Source organism: Terrabacter sp. FW104-15G4B, from assembly GCF_058790095.1.
Genome location: NZ_JBYTCI010000050.1, coordinates 1 through 14,527, shown reverse-complemented (window position 1 = coordinate 14,527; position 14,527 = coordinate 1). Strand labels below are relative to the sequence as shown.

Here is a 14,527-nt window from a genome sequence, read left to right as displayed (position 1 = left end):
GTCAGGTTTCATCCAGGTAAGCGACGGGACGAGCTTTGGGGGGCTCGGGGAGGGGTGGTCAAGAGCACCCCTTGGCGTGTGTCACGATGTTCTGTATGCGAGTTGACCATGTCTCCTATGCAGCAGAGGCGGGTGGCCTCAAGGCCACGGCGGCCCGGCTGTCCGAGCTCATCGGCGTCGCGCCGGTCGACGGAGGGGTGCATCCCCGGTTCGGCACGCGCAACGTGATCTTCCCCCTGGCCAAGGACCACTACCTCGAGGTCGTCGAGGTGCTGGACCACCCGGCCTCCGACAAGGCGCCCTTCGGGCAGGCCGTCCGCGCCGCCTCCGAGGCCGGCGGTGGCTGGCTCGGCTGGGTCGTGTGCGTCGACGACATCTCCGTCGTCGAGCAGCGCCTGGGCCGTCAGTCGGTGCCCGGCAACCGGCACCGTCCCGACGGCACCGAGCTCAAGTGGCGCCAGCTCGGCATCAAGGGCCTCATGGCCGACCCGCAGGTCCCCTACTTCATCGAGTGGGACGACATGACCGTGCACCCGTCCGCGGGCGCCGACACGTCGGTCTCGATCGACCACCTCCAGATCGCCGGTGACCCCAAGCGGGTGCGCGAGTGGCTCGGTCCGCAGGACACCCTGGACAAGGGCGGCATCGACTTCACCTTCGTCGCACCGCACGGCACCCCGGGTCTGCTGTCGGTCACCTTCGACACCCCGTCCGGCAAGGTCACCATCTGACCAGCTCCAACTCGCAACTGAACGGCGGTCACCCGAAGGGGTGGCCGCCGTTCGTCGTCCCCGATGGCGTATGCCGTGTGCTCTCCCGACGCCGGCGCCTGCCCTTCGCAGGGGCGCCCTGTGCGAGGTGCGGGTCAGCGGGTCCAGCGCTTGAGGCGCAGCGAGTTGCTGACGACGAGAACTGACGACAAGGCCATCGTCGCGCCGGCGATCATCGGGTTGAGCAGGCCGAAGGCGGCGAGCGGGATGGCGGCCGTGTTGTAACCGAACGCCCAGGCGAGGTTCTGCTTGATGATGCGCAGCGTCTCGCGGGACAGGCCGATGGCGTCGGCGACGGCGTCCAGGTCAGGGCGCACGAGGACGATGTCGGCGGAGTCCATCGCGACGTCGGTGCCCGAACCCATCGCCAGGCCGAGGTCGGCCTGGGCCAGGGCGGCGGCGTCGTTGACCCCGTCGCCGACCATCGCGACGACCCGGCCCGAGCTCTGCAGGTCGGTGACGACCGCGTGCTTCTCGGCGGGCAGCACCTCGGCGCGGACGTTGGACGCGTCGATGCCCACCTGCTCGGCCACGCTGCGCGCGTTGACGGCGCTGTCACCGGTCAGGAGGTACGGCGTCAGGCCGAGCGCCCGGAGACGGGCGATGGCGGCCTTGGACGAGTCGCGCACGGTGTCCTCGACCGTGAGGGCCGCCTGCGCGTCCCCGTCCCACCCGACGAAGACCGTGGTGCCGGCGTGGGTGCGGGCGTGCTCGAGCAGGTCGGGGTCGACGCTCTCGAAGAGCGCCGCCTTGCCGACCGTGACCTCGGTGTCCTTGATGCGGGCGGTGGCGCCCTCGCCCGGGTTGGCCTGGAAGTCGCGGATGCGAGGCAGGTCGAGGCGGGCGAGCCGGGCGCCGTCGACGACCGCGCGGGCGATGGGGTGCTCGCTGCCCTGCTCCACGGCGGCGGCCGCGGTCAGGGCGGCCTTCTTCGACAGGGGGCCACGCACGGTGATGCTCCGCAGACGCAGCTGGCCCGTGGTGACCGTGCCGGTCTTGTCGAGCACGACGGTGTCGACGCGGCGCGTGTCCTCGAGCACCTGTGGTCCCTTGATGAGGGTGCCGAGCTGGGCACCGCGGCCGGTGCCGACGAGCAGGGCCGTCGGCGTCGCCAGCCCGAGCGCGCAGGGGCACGCGATGATGAGGACCGTCACCGCGACGGCGAGGGAGGTCCCGAGATCGTGGCCCGTCGCGAGCCAGGCGACGAGGGTGACGAGCGCGACGACGAGGACGACGGGCACGAAGACGGCCGAGACCCGGTCGGCGAGGCGCTGCACGTCGGCCTTGCCGGTCTGCGCGGTCTCGACGAGCCGCTGGATGCCGGCGAGCATCGTGTCGGCGCCGACCCGGCGCGCCTCCACGACGAGGCGTCCGGTCGTGTTGACCGAGCCACCCGTGACGTCGTCGCCCGGCGAGACGTCGACCGGCGTCGACTCGCCGGTGAGGAGGCTGGCATCGACCGCGCTCGAGCCGTCGCGCACGACGCCGTCGGTGGCGACCTTCTCGCCCGGACGCACGATGAACTGGTCGCCGGCGACGAGCTGGTCGATCGGGATGCGGATCTCGCTGGTGACCCGGGACGTCGGGTCGATGCGCAGCACCGACACGTCTTTGGCGCCGAGGTCGAGCAGCGAGCGCAGGGCGTCCCGGCCGGAGTCCTTCGCGCGGGCCTCGAGGAAGCGCCCGACGAGCAGGAACGTCGTGACGACCGAAGCCACCTCGAAGTAGAGGTGCATGCCCCCCTGCAGCAGGGTGACGACGGAGTAGCCCCACGCGGCGAGCACGCCGAGCGAGACGAGGGTGTCCATCGTCGAGGCGAGGTGGCGGGCGTTGACGGCGGCAGCCCGGTGGAAGGGCCAGGCGCACCAGAAGACGACGGGAGTTGCCAGGACGAGCTGCAGCCACGGGCTCGCCGCGAAGGCGGGCAGCACCATGGCGAGCAGCAGCACAGGGAACGTCAGGGCGATCGCGACGACGAGCCGGTGCTTGAGGACGTCCTGGGCCGGCGTGTGGTCGCGGTCGTTCCCGGCGCGGTCCCCCGCGTCCGCGCCGGCGTTGCGGGCCTTGCGCCGCGCCAGCTCGTGCGACCGCAGCTTCTCCAGCAGCGCTCCGGCCAGCGGCTTGCCGGCCTCGCGGCGCCCGCCTTCGCCACCCTCGCCGTCCGCGGTGTCAGCGGTGTCGGCGGGCGCACCGGGGGACGACACGGCATACGCACCCTGGCCGGAGGGGGCCGGGCGCGAGCCGTCGATGACGGTGGCGCCGTAGCCGGTCTTCTTCACCTCGGCGACGATCTGCTCGACGGTGACGGGCGCCGAGAAGGAGACGAGGGCCTTCTCGGTGGCGAGGTTGACGGTCGCGACCTCGACGCCGGCGACCTTGGACAGCTTGCGCTCGATCCGGGCCGAGCACGAGGCGCAGGTCATGCCCGTGATCGCGAGGCGGACCTCGTCGTGGTTCCGCTCGGTCGTGGTCACCGCTGCGCCCTCGGTCATCGGAGGTCGTAGCCCGCCTCGGCCACGGCCTCCGCGACGGCAGCCGGGTCGAGGGGGGCCTCGCTGGTGATGGTCACGCCCGAGTCCTCGCCCGGGTGCAGGTCGACGGCGACGGCGACGACGCCGGGCAGCGACGACAGCTCTCCGCTGACCGCGGCGCTGCAGTGGCCACACGTCATGCCGGCCACGGTGATCTCGGTCTGGGTGGTCTCGGTCATCGGGTGCCTCCTGGGGCAGGTGGTCGGTGGGTGGGTCGGGTGGTCAGCTGCGCACGAGACGGGCGATGGCCTCGGATGCCTCGCGCACCTTCTCGGCGGCGGCCGCGTCGGACTCGCGGGCGGCGTCGACGACGCAGTGCGCGACGTGGTCCTCGAGCAGCCCGAGGCTCACCGCCTGCAGTGCCTTGGTGATGGCGCTGACCTGGGTGAGGATGTCGATGCAGTACGTGTCGCTGTCGACCATCTTCTGCACGCCGCGCACCTGTCCCTCGATGCGGCGCAGGCGCTTCAGGTAGTCGTCCTTGCTGCCGGTGTATCCAGCCATGGCACCTCCTCGGCCTCGACAACAACATACCCCCAGAGGGTATTCCTGCCGTCAGGACCCGCCGAGCAGCTCCTTCGCCAGCCGCTTCGGCGCCTTGGCCAGCCACGCGTCGGTCACGACCTCCCGGATCTCCTCCACGGTGAGCCGGCCGAGGTCGCGCTCGAGCAGCAGTACGGCGTTGTAGCCGTTCCAGTGCGGAGTCGTGAACCATGGCGAGTCCGGGTCCGAGACCATCGACTCCTTGTCCTCGGCCGTGCAGGAGAAGACGAGCACGTCGTCGTAGGGCTCTCCCGTCCCTGGGTCCACGGCGTCCTTCCGCGGGCCACGCGCAAAGGCGAACGTCCGGCCGCGCACCGCGAACGTGGGTCGCCCGCCCGAGGGCGGGTCGCGGGTCACCTCGGGCAGCGTCATGGCCGCCTCGTCGAGGTCAGGGAGCGTGGCGGTGCGCGAGCGGGCCATGCTCCGGCACGTTAGCCCGCCACCCGGCATACCGGCCAGGGTGCGGAGCGCAGCCGCGGTCGTATGCCGTCAGGCCAGGTAGTCGTCGACGAGCCGGCTCGCGAGGGCGGTGTAGGTCTGCGGCGTCAGCGCCACGAACCGGGCCTCCACCTCGTCGGGCAGTCCGAGCCCCCGGACGAACTCGCGCAGGTCGTCCCCGTCGATCCGGCGGCCGCGCGTCAGCTCCTTGAGGCGCTCGTAGGGCTCCTCCATGCCCGGGACCCCTTGTGCGCCAAGGGCTCTCATCGCCGACTGGATGGGCTCGCCGAGAACCTCCCAGTTTGCCTCGAGGTCGGCGGCCATCCGCTCCGGGACGGCGTCCAGGCCGGCCAGGCCGCGGGCGACGTTGTCGAGGGCGAGGATCGAGTGTCCGAAGGCCGTGCCGATGTTGCGCTGCATGGAGCTGTCGGTGAGGTCCCGCTGGAGCCGGCTCTGCACGAGCGTGCCGCCGAGGACGTCGAGCAGGGCGTTGCTCACCTCGAGGTTGGCCTCGGCGTTCTCGAAGCGGATCGGGTTCACCTTGTGGGGCATCGTGCTCGACCCGACGGTCCCCTGACCTCGCACCTGCGCGAAGTAGCCCAGCGAGATGTAGGTCCACATGTCGGTGCAGAGGTTGTGCAGGATGCGGTTGAAGCGCGCGACGTCGGCGTAGAGCTCGGCCTGCCAGTCGTGGCTCTCGATCTGCGTCGTGAGCGGGTTCCACGTCAGGCCGAGGCCTTCGACGAAGGCCCGCGACACGGCGGGCCAGTCGACGTCGGGCAGCGCCAGCGCGTGGGCGCCGAAGGTGCCGGTCGCGCCGTTGAACTTGCCGAGGTACTCCTGCTTCTCGATGCGCCGGAGCTGGCGGCCGAGGCGGTGTGCGAGGACGGCGAGCTCCTTGCCCATCGTCGTCGGCGTGGCCGGCTGGCCGTGCGTGTGCGCGAGCAGCGGCACGTCCTTGAGCTCGCGGGCCATGTCGGAGACCTGCGCGACGAGTGCTCGCGTCTTGGGCAGCCACACCTGCTCGACCGCGCCCTTGACCATGAGGGCGTAGGAGAGGTTGTTGATGTCCTCGCTCGTGCAGCCGAAGTGGATGAGCTCCCCGAGCCCCTTGTCCTCGTCGTCCGGGGCGATCGCGGTGAGGCGCTTCTTGAGGAAGTACTCGACGGCCTTGACGTCGTGCACCGTGACCCGCTCGATCTCGCCGAGCTCGGCGACCTCGACGGCGCCGAAGTCGTCGACCACCGCACGCAGCGCGGCGATCTCGTCGTCGCTCAGCCGGCGCACGCCCGGCACGACACCGTGGCTCGTCTGGTGCACCAGCCACTCGATCTCGACGTGCACGCGCTGCCGGTTGAGCGCCGCCTCGGAGAGGTGGTCGACGAGCGGTGCGACCGCGCCGCGGTAGCGACCGTCGAGCGCCCCGAGGGCGATGGGCGGGGTTGCGTCAGCAAGCGAAGCCATGGCGACATCCTCCCAGAGCACGACGAGTGCTTCGTATGCCGTCCGGCCGGGCCCGGCGGCCCCACGCGGTCCCGGGCACGCGGGCCCGGGCACGCGGCATACGGCATACGGCATACGGCATACGGAAGGGGCTCCTGCGTCAGTGACCCGCGAAGTGGGTCACTGACGCAGCGCGTCGGCCCCGTCCTCGTCAGCCCGCGGAGCCGACGGGAGCTGCATGATGGAGAACGTCTCGCCCTGGGCCCCGGCGACGAGGGCCAGCCGTCCGAACGGGGTCTCCGAGGGGGGTTGGCGCACAGAGCCGCCCAAGGCCACGACCTGCGCGGCGGCCGCGTCGCAGTCGGCGACCGCGAAGTAGACCATCCAGTGCGACGGCACGTCGGCGGGCGCCTCCACGGGCACGGCTCCGATGCCGGCGACGGGCTTCTCGCCGTCGAGCGTGACGACGGAGTAGTGGAAGCCACCCTCGCCGATCTCGCGAAGCCCGTAGCCGAAGACCTCGGAGTAGAAGGCCTTGCTCACCTCGTAGTCGCGGCTCATCGCCTCGGCCCAGCAGAGGGCGCCGGGCTCGTCCACGAGGTCGGTGCCCGTGTGCTCCTTGGCCTGCCAGAGGCCGTAGGCCGCGCCCGCGGGGTCGGCGCCGACGGCGATCCGGCCGACCTGGAGCACATCCATCGGCTGGAGGAAGAAGATGCCACCGGCCGTCTCGGCACGGGCGGCGGTCTCGTCGACGTCGTCGGTCGCGAGGTAGAGGGTCCAGGCGTTGACCTGGCCGGGGTCGTCGGGGTTGCGGGCAATGGCGCCGGCGACCACATGGCCGTCCTTGCGGGCCATGACATAGCCGCCGGCCTCGGGCGGCAGGTCCTCGAACGTCCAGCCGAAGAGGCTGCCGTAGAAGGTTCGCGCCTGGTCGAGGTCCCCGACCGTGACGTCGGCCCAGCACGGCGTTCCGGGCGCGAAGCCCTCCTCATGGACGGGCACGGGTCCTCCTGTGGGTCGTTGTGGGCGTCGGGCTGGGGTCGGTCTCGGGTCAGTTGAGGTCGGGCACGAGGAGCGAGAAGACTTCTCCCTCCGGGCCGCCCAGCACGGCGCCGACCCCGTAGGGGCCGTCGACGGGGCCCTGCAGGAGGGTGGCGCCGAGGCCCAGGGCTCGGGCGATGCCGGGCTCGACGTCGTGCGTCGCGAAGGAGGCCACCCAGTGCGAGGGGATCTCACCCGGCCACCCGTCGTCGATCTCGGCGAGGCCGTAGGCCGGGTTGCCGTCTCCGGTGTGGGCCGTGGCCCAGCGCGGGCCGCCGGCTTCTGTCTCGTCGGTGAACTCGTGGCCGAAGACAGCGAGGTTGAAGCCCTGCACGCGGTCGTAGTCGCGGGTCAGCAGCTCGTTCCACGTCAGCGACCCCGGCTCGTCGAGGACCCCGCTGCCCGGCAGGTCGCCGGGCTCCCAGACGCCGAAGTAGCAGCCACCCGGGTCGATCGCGATGAGGGTGCGCGACAGGGCGCCGAGGGAGACGGGGCGGCCGAGGGTGCGTCCGCCGTAGGCGGTGATGGCCCGGGCGGCGACCTCGATGTCACCGACGCGCAGGTAGGTCGTCCACTGGCTCGGAATCGGCGCCGCGTCGGGCTTGCGGCTGATGCCGGCGACGGGATGTCCGTCGCGCAGCGCCATGGTGTAGCCGCCGGTGGCTGGGTCGCCGCTCAGCCACTCCCAGCCGAACAGCTCGCTGTAGAAGGCCTTGGCGCGCGGGACGTCGGCGACGAGCAGGTCGACCCAGCACGGGGAGCCATAGGGGTAGTCGGGCACAGTGAGGAACAGGTCTCCCATCGAGTCAGGATCGCCCGGGGCCCAGCTCGTCGTGCCGCTCGTCGTGCACGTGACCGGCGAGCTGGCCGTTGCGGACGCCGTTGCGAGCGCTGGCCGGCCGGCCGTCGAGCTCACCCCTGACGTGGTGCAGGATGCCGTGGCACGCGGCCTCCACCTCAGCGAAGCACCGGGCGAAGTGCTCGTCGCCGCCGTACCAGGGGTCGCCCGTCTCCAGCGTGCCCGCGGCGACGGCCTCCGGGTCGAACTCGCGCACGAGGCGGATCTTGGCACGGTTGTGCGCCGTCCGGGCGAGGCGCTGCAGGGTGCGCACGTGCCCCTCGTCGGAGGCGAGGACGAGGTCCACCTCGTCGAACTCCGCAGGGTCGAACTCGCGGGCGCGGTGGCGCGACCCGTCGTAGCCGTGCTCCGCGAGGATGGCGACGGTGCGCGGGTCGGCGTGCTCACCGACGTGCCAGTCACCCGTCCCGCTCGAGGTGACGGTCACCTGGCCGGTCAGGCCGGCATCCTCCACGAGCTGCTGCAGGATCACGTGACCCATGGGTGACCTGCAGATGTTGCCGCTGCACACGAACGTGATGCGGAGTGGGCGAGACGACATGATGCCCATTGAACACCCCTGATCCCCCGTCGAGCCCCGAAGCGACCTCACTGCTCGACATCGTTGTCGTGGAGGCGTTGTCGGTGGACGGTGGCAGCGTACGCGCCATGACGACGACCGTGCACCCCGAGCACCCGACTCCTTTCGGGGCGAGAGCTCCGGAAGACCTCGAGTCCCGCTTTGCCGCCTTTGTCGCGGAGGGCGATCTCGAGGGCATTGTCGGGTTGTATGCCGCTGACGCCGTCGTGAGCCTCCCCCGTGGACGCGAGGCGGCGGGCCCGGCAGCCATCCGTGAGGCGTTCGCCGCTGCGCTCGCTGCCGGTGCCCTCGGGCCGGGGCGGTCCGGTGCTGCTGGCGAGGTCGACGGCCCTGCCGATTGGGCCGCGGTGACGGCGCGGGCGGTCGTCACGGGCGACCTCGCGATGACGACGGCCACCACGGCTGACGGCACGGTGCGCACCCAGGTCGCGCGGCGCGCTGCCGACGGCTGCTGGGTGTGGGTGCGTGACGGCTCACGGCTGCGTGAGGTCGAGGCCTGCCTGCCCGCCCCGGTCGGCGAGCTCGCCGTGGCGTAGTTTCGCTCCGTGACCGACGTACCTCCAGGCCCGCCGGCGTCCGCACCCGTCGAGGCAGCCCGTCGCTCCCACCTCATCGACCTGACGCCGCTGCGGGTGAGCCCCGCCTTCGCGCGGCTCTGGGCCGGCAACACTCTCGCCGGCATCGGCACGTTCGTCACCAACACGGCCGTCGGACTGCACATCTACGACCTGACGCACTCGACGTTCATGGTCTCGCTCGTGGCGTGGTTCTCGCTGCTGCCGATGATCGTTGCCGGCCTCTACGGCGGCGCCATCGCCGACCGGTTCGACCGGCGCACCGTCGCGATGTCGGCGTCGACCGTCGCCTGGTCCTCGACCGTGGTGCTCGCCGCGATCACGTGGGCGGGCGCCGCCTCCGTCTGGGTCTTCTATGTCATCACCACCGTCAACGCGGTCGCGGCGACCATCGCCTCGGCCACACGACAGGCGATCACGCCGCGGCTGCTGCCCAAGGAGCAGCTGCCCAAGGCGGCGGCCCTGCTCGGCATCTCGGCCGGTGTCATGGTGACGGTCGGCCCGGGCATCGCCGGCGTGCTCGTCGCGCGCGCGGGGTACGCCTGGACCTACACCGTCGACGTCGTGCTCTTCTTCGCCGGCTTCTTCGGACTCTGGACGCTGCCTCGCATCCGCCCCGAGGGTGAGCGTCCCGCCACCGGGGGCTTCCGCTCCGTCGTCGACGGCCTGGCGCACCTCCGGCGCGCCCCCAACGTGCGGATGAGCTTCGTCGTCGACATCATCGCCATGACCTTCGGCCAGCCGATGGTGCTCTTCCCCGCCGTGGGGGCGACCGTCATCGGCGGCGGCTCGATCACGGCCGGCATCCTGCTCGCGTCGTTCGCGGTGGGCGGCATCCTCTCCAGCATCGTCTCCGGCCGCGTGACCGGCCTGCGCTGGCAAGGTCGTGCCATCCGCAACGCGATCGTCTCCTACGGCCTCGCCATCTTCGGCTTCGGTGTGGTGCTGGCTGCCACCGAGCTGGGCGGGCACGCCGTCGAGTCCATGGACTTCGGCCAGGTCGACCGGTGGGCGCTGGGGCTGTCGGCCCTCTGCCTCGCCGTGGCGGGCGGCTCCGACAACATCAGCTCGATCTTCCGCCAGTCGATCCTGCAGGCAGCGGTTCCGGACCACCTGCGCGGCCGCACCCAGGGCGTGTTCACGGTTGTCGTGACCGGCGGGCCGCGGCTGGGACAGATGTTCGCCGGCACGGTGGCCACCCTGACCGCCACGTGGGTGCCCCCCGTCGTCGGCGGCGCTCTCGTCGTCGTCCTGGTCATCGTCACCGTCGCGCGGGTGACCTCGTTCCGCGACTACGACGCCCTCGACCCTCGCCCCTGACCCCACCCTCCACCGTCGAGTGGGCAGTTTCCCTCGGGTCAGGCGTCGGGGTAGCCGTTGGGGTTGGCGCTCTGCCAGCGCCACTGGTCGACGCACATGTCCTCGATCGTGCGCTCCGCCCTCCAGCCCAGCTCGGCGTTGGCGCGCGACGGGTCGGCGAACGACTCGGGCGCGTCACCCGGCCGGCGGGCCACGACCTCGTAGGGCAGCTCGCGCCCGATGGCGCGCTCGAACGCGTGCAGCACCTCGAGCACGCTCGTGCCGTGGCCGGTGCCGAGGTTCCAGGTCGACACCGGGTCGTCGACCTTGCCGAGGCGGTCCAGGGCTGCGAGGTGACCGGCGGCGAGGTCCTCGACGTGGATGTAGTCGCGCAGCGGAGTGCCGTCGGGCGTGGGGTAGTCGTCGCCGAAGACGAGCAGCTTGTCGCGGCGGCCGACGGCGACCTGCGCGATGAACGGCATCAGGTTGTTGGGGATGCCCTGCGGGTCCTCGCCGATGGTGCCGCTTGCGTGGGCGCCGACCGGGTTGAAGTAGCGCAGCAGTGCGATCCGCAGCGACGGGTCGGCCGCGGCGACGTCGCGCAGGATCTGCTCGATCATCACCTTGGTCCAGCCGTACGGGTTGGTCGCCGAGGTCGGCATGTCCTCGGTGAGCGGCGGTGTGTTGTGGCCGTAGACCGTGGCCGAGCTGCTGAAGACGAGCTTCGACACGCCGTGCCGGCGCATCGCCCGCACGAGCGAGAAGGTGGAGACGAGGTTGTTCTCGTAGTACTCGAGCGGCAGCTCGACGCTCTCGCCGACGGCCTTGAGCCCGGCGAAGTGGATGACAGCGTCGATCTTCTCGCTGGCGAAGAGGTGCTCGGTCTTGTCGTGGTCGCGCAGGTCGAACGAGTGCACGTCGAGGTGCCTGCCGGTCAGCGCCTCGAGACGGTTGACCACCGTGGGCTTGCTGTTGCCGAAGTTGTCGACGATGAGCACCTCGTGCCCAGCCGCGACGAGCTGGACCACGGTGTGCGAGCCGATGTATCCGGCTCCGCCACTGACGAGTACGCGCATGCCAGCCACCCTACCGACGCGCGGCACCCGCTCGCGGGTGGCCCAGACGCCTGGCGGGCGCGCGGGAGCCAGCGGCTCAGGCGAGCGTCAGCCCGGCCATCGCGGCGGTGTAGAGCGCGAGGGGAGTCACGACGAGGAGGGCCGACACGGCATACATCATCGCGGCGACGGCCGGGATCGGCACACCCGCAATGTGATCCGGATCGAGCAGTCCGATGCGAGCGGTCGCGACGCGGGCGCTGTCCGCCATCGCCAGGGCGCCGGCCGGACTGGGGCCACCGGCCATCGCGACGATGGCCCGGCCGGTGCTGACCGGGCCAGCGCGCCGGACGGCAGCCCGGTCGGCCAGCACCTCGATGAGCAGGTGCACCTCGCGCAGGGCAGCGTCGCAGCGCAGGAACCCGGGCATCGCCTCGTGCACCACGGTGAAGAACTCCATGACGAGGTCGTGGCGGGCCGCCAGATGGGCGCGCTCGTGGGCCAGCACCGCCGACAGCTCGTCGGGGCCGAGGCGGTCGAGGGTGCCTTGAGTCAGCACGACACGGCGGCGGACGCCCGGGACGCAGTACGCCGTCGGCGTGGTGTGCTCGAGCACCCGCATGTCGCGGTCGGCTCCCACGCCGGGGACGCCGAGCAGGTCGACGAGGTCGCGGTGGCGGCGGCGGGCGGCGCGGAGGTTGCGCCCGACGCGGTCGGCCGACATCAGCAGCCGCACGGCCACGACCGCGCTGAGAGCGGCCGCCACGGCGAGGACGACCCAGTGCTCCGACAGGCGCAGCTTCTGCCCGACCATCGTCGGGATGGCGGCCGGAGCTGCCAGCAGTGCGGAGAGCACGGCCGCCACGGCGGTCGACTGCCAGAGCACGAGGGCCGCGCGCGGGGCCCGCCGCAGCGACGTCGCTCGGGACAGGGCGCGCGGCACCGGCCACGCGAGCAGGACCGCGAGGACGACGAGGGCCACGACGAGGAGCACGGGTCAGCTGGCGCCCGGCTCGGCCGGGGAGGGACGCATCAGCCGGCGAGGTCGGTGCGGCGGGCCTCGAGCTCGGCCAGCGCGGCCTTGAGCTCATCGAGCTCCTCGGGCGTCGACTCGTCGAGGAAGTGCAGCAGTGCGGTGCGGCGGGTGTCTCCGGCCAGCTCGCCGAGGGTGTGGTGCAGCGTCTCGGAGGTCAGCTCGGCGCGCGTGGAGGCGGCGGTGTAGCGCCAGGCACGTCCATCGCGCTCACGGCGCACGAGGTCCTTCTTGGCCATCCGGTCGAGGACCGTCATGAGGGTCGTGTACGCGAGCCCGCGCTCGACGCCGATCGCGTCGTGGACCTCACGAACGGTGCGGCCCTCGGGGTGGGCCTCGGCCGTGGCCCAGAGCTGCTCCATGACGGCGCGCTCCAGGTCGCCGAGACGGTTGCGGGGGGTGTTGGGCATGGCGTTCCAATCTACCGACGAGGAGAGTCGGCTTCGTGCGTGCGGTCGTCCGGGTGGGCGTCCGCGGTGGCTGCTGACATCGTCCCTGATCTGCGGCGCGGCACCTCGACGACCCGGTCGAACAGCTCGGCCCCGTCGTCGCGGTGGGTCACCATGATGATCGTCTGGGCGGGCTCGTCCGTGCCCGTCGCCTGTGTCGTACCCCATGCGGCGCCGGCTTGGCCAGCCGGGGCACGGCCCAGCCGCGTCAGGTCCTCGACGACGGCTCGGGCGGTCGGCGGGTCGAGGTGCGCCACCGGCTCGTCGAGGAGGAGGACCGGGCGGCCGCTGACGTGGGCGCGGGCGATGCCGAGACGGGCCCGCTCGCCGCCTGACAGACCGCGACCGTTGGACCCGAGCGTCGTGTCGAGCCTGTCGGGAAGGCTGTCGAGCAGTGGGGTGAGACCGGCTGCATGGAGGGCTCGCGTGACCGCAGCGTCGTCGGCTTCCGGGCGGGCCAACGTGAGGTTGTTGCGCAGCGTCGTGGAAAAGACGTGCGTCTCGTCGTCGACCATGGCGATGCGGCTTCGGGTCTGCTCGAGCGGCTGCTGCAGCACATCGGCGCGCCCGAGTCGGTAGCTGCCGCCGGACGGGTCGAGGTGCCGCGCCAGCACCGCGAGCAGCGTCGACTTCCCGCTGCCGTTGTGGCCGGTCACCGCGATGCGGCTGCCGGCGGGAACGTCGAGGTCGATGGCGTCGAGGTCGGTGCGCTCGCCCGTCCACGAGGCGGTCAGGCCACGCGTCGCGATGTCACTGCTGGCGTATGCCGCGTGCTCGCCTCGTGAGCCCGGCGTGCCGTCGGCGGCGGCGCCGGGATCGTGGGCCGCGGGGCTGGTGGCCCGGGCCGTGCGGCTCGGGGCGTCGGCAACGGCCGGCGTGAGGTCGAGCAGGGCGTCGATCCGGTGCTCGCTGCCCCGGGCCCGGGCCAGCGCGCGCATGGCGTCGACGAGGGGAGTGATCGCCTCGGACACCGCAACCGGGGTCAGGACGAGCAGCGCCTTGACGGGTGTCGACACCGGGAGGTCTTGGGCGATGACGGCGGTCACTGCGACCGCCGCGCCGACGGCGACGAGGAAGAGCGAGGCGGCGGCGGCACGACCGGCGCTGATGCGACGAGTGACGCGGTCGAGGGACCGGTGCGCCTCGTCGAGCCAGCGGAGCGCCAGGGCCCAGCCGCCGACCGCCCTCAGCTGGGATGCCTGGCTCGCCATGAGCTCGCTGACGCGGGTCACCTCGGCTCGGGCGGCGAGCAGCTCCGGCAGCGAGCGGGACTCGAGGCGCACGGCGAGGGTGCTGACCAGGCACACCACGACTCCGAGCCCGAGCATGACCAGGCCGACGGGAAGGGCGTAGGCCAGCGTCAGGGCGATGGCGAGGCCTCCGGCGACCCCGGTGGAGATGACCGGGACGGTGACGCGCACCTGGGCGTCGACGACGTCGGTGAGGTCGTCGACGACGCCGGTGAGCACGTCGGAGCGGCGGCGTCTGCCGAGACGCGCCGGGGTGAGGGGGATCAGCGCCGCGTAGGCGGAGGTCCGGCGCTCGGCGAGCATCGCGAGGGCCGCGTCATGGCTGGTGAGGCGCTCCCAGTAGCGGAAGACCGGCCGCGCGATGCCGAACGTGCGGACCGCCACGATCACGGTGAGCAGGGTGAGGATGATGGGGCGCTCGGCAGCGCGGACGATGAGCCAGCCAGACGCAGCGGTCAGGGCCATGCCGGCTGCCGTCGCGATGCCGCCGAGCAGGCCGCCGCGGACGGTACCGGCGGAGGGCCACCAGACCCGACGCCGCGAAGCCTCCGCTCCTCGGGCGCGCTTCGTTCGAGGTGATGCCGGCAGCGACGTCGGGTCCGGGACCACCTCGAACCGGGAGTCGGGGCGGGAGTCGAGGCCGGAGTCGGGGGAGGTGACG

General features: G+C 72.1%; 15 protein-coding genes. 3 read left to right on the top strand and 12 right to left on the bottom strand.

Features of this window, described 5'->3' with window-relative positions:
• The first annotated feature begins 95 nt into the window (after positions 1-95).
• Complete coding sequence (locus tag AC3WRT_RS20115) at positions 96-731, top strand: VOC family protein (RefSeq protein WP_492725102.1); 636 nt, start codon at positions 96-98, stop codon at positions 729-731.
• Between the two features lie 134 nt (positions 732-865).
• Here the strand turns inward: AC3WRT_RS20115 and AC3WRT_RS20110 are convergent, their stop codons facing one another.
• From AC3WRT_RS20110 to AC3WRT_RS20075, 8 genes are all read right to left on the bottom strand, one after another.
• Complete coding sequence (locus tag AC3WRT_RS20110; protein ID WP_492725100.1) at positions 866-3,262, bottom strand: heavy metal translocating P-type ATPase; 2,397 nt, start codon at positions 3,260-3,262, stop codon at positions 866-868.
• On the bottom strand, positions 3,259-3,480 hold the full coding sequence (locus AC3WRT_RS20105; RefSeq protein ID WP_492725099.1) for a heavy-metal-associated domain-containing protein: 222 nt from the start codon (positions 3,478-3,480) through the stop codon (positions 3,259-3,261). Before AC3WRT_RS20105 ends, AC3WRT_RS20110 begins: the two co-directional genes overlap by 4 nt.
• A gap of 43 nt (positions 3,481-3,523) precedes the next feature.
• Positions 3,524-3,805 carry a metal-sensitive transcriptional regulator gene (locus AC3WRT_RS20100; protein ID WP_492725098.1) on the bottom strand — a complete coding sequence of 94 codons (282 nt, stop codon included), beginning with the start codon at positions 3,803-3,805 and terminating at the stop codon, positions 3,524-3,526.
• Positions 3,806-3,856: 51 nt separating this feature from the next.
• Positions 3,857-4,264 (bottom strand): MmcQ/YjbR family DNA-binding protein, encoded by a 408-nt coding sequence (locus AC3WRT_RS20095; protein WP_492725096.1) that lies wholly within the window; start codon positions 4,262-4,264, stop codon positions 3,857-3,859.
• Positions 4,265-4,333: 69 nt separating this feature from the next.
• Entirely contained in the window at positions 4,334-5,746 is a 1,413-nt protein-coding gene (gene purB / locus AC3WRT_RS20090; protein ID WP_492725095.1) for an adenylosuccinate lyase, read from the bottom strand.
• 159 nt (positions 5,747-5,905) lie between these two features.
• Positions 5,906-6,727 (bottom strand): VOC family protein, encoded by an 822-nt coding sequence (locus AC3WRT_RS20085; RefSeq protein WP_492725093.1) that lies wholly within the window; start codon positions 6,725-6,727, stop codon positions 5,906-5,908.
• 49 nt (positions 6,728-6,776) lie between these two features.
• Positions 6,777-7,568: a VOC family protein gene (locus AC3WRT_RS20080; RefSeq protein ID WP_492725091.1), complete on the bottom strand. Its 792-nt coding sequence runs from the start codon at positions 7,566-7,568 to the stop codon at positions 6,777-6,779.
• A gap of 4 nt (positions 7,569-7,572) precedes the next feature.
• A complete protein-coding gene (locus AC3WRT_RS20075; protein WP_492725089.1) occupies positions 7,573-8,166 on the bottom strand; it encodes a low molecular weight protein-tyrosine-phosphatase in 594 nt (197 codons plus the stop codon).
• Between the two features lie 107 nt (positions 8,167-8,273).
• Between AC3WRT_RS20075 and AC3WRT_RS20070 the strand changes: the two genes are divergently transcribed.
• Positions 8,274-8,741 carry a Cif family virulence factor gene (locus tag AC3WRT_RS20070; RefSeq protein WP_492725088.1) on the top strand — a complete coding sequence of 156 codons (468 nt, stop codon included), beginning with the start codon at positions 8,274-8,276 and terminating at the stop codon, positions 8,739-8,741.
• A gap of 9 nt (positions 8,742-8,750) precedes the next feature.
• Complete coding sequence (locus AC3WRT_RS20065; protein WP_492725086.1) at positions 8,751-10,100, top strand: MFS transporter; 1,350 nt, start codon at positions 8,751-8,753, stop codon at positions 10,098-10,100.
• 38 nt (positions 10,101-10,138) lie between these two features.
• Here the strand turns inward: AC3WRT_RS20065 and galE are convergent, their stop codons facing one another.
• The 4 genes from galE to cydC all read right to left on the bottom strand — a co-directional run bounded on the left by galE (position 10,139) and on the right by cydC (position 14,475).
• On the bottom strand, positions 10,139-11,155 hold the full coding sequence (gene galE / locus AC3WRT_RS20060) for a UDP-glucose 4-epimerase GalE (protein ID WP_492725084.1): 1,017 nt from the start codon (positions 11,153-11,155) through the stop codon (positions 10,139-10,141).
• Between the two features lie 76 nt (positions 11,156-11,231).
• Complete coding sequence (locus tag AC3WRT_RS20055) at positions 11,232-12,128, bottom strand: M56 family metallopeptidase (RefSeq protein ID WP_492725082.1); 897 nt, start codon at positions 12,126-12,128, stop codon at positions 11,232-11,234.
• Between the two features lie 38 nt (positions 12,129-12,166).
• Positions 12,167-12,577: a BlaI/MecI/CopY family transcriptional regulator gene (locus tag AC3WRT_RS20050; protein ID WP_492725080.1), complete on the bottom strand. Its 411-nt coding sequence runs from the start codon at positions 12,575-12,577 to the stop codon at positions 12,167-12,169.
• 11 nt (positions 12,578-12,588) lie between these two features.
• Positions 12,589-14,475, bottom strand: a complete 1,887-nt coding sequence (gene cydC, locus AC3WRT_RS20045) for a thiol reductant ABC exporter subunit CydC (RefSeq protein WP_492725104.1) — start codon at positions 14,473-14,475, stop codon at positions 12,589-12,591.
• Positions 14,476-14,527 lie beyond the last annotated feature (52 nt).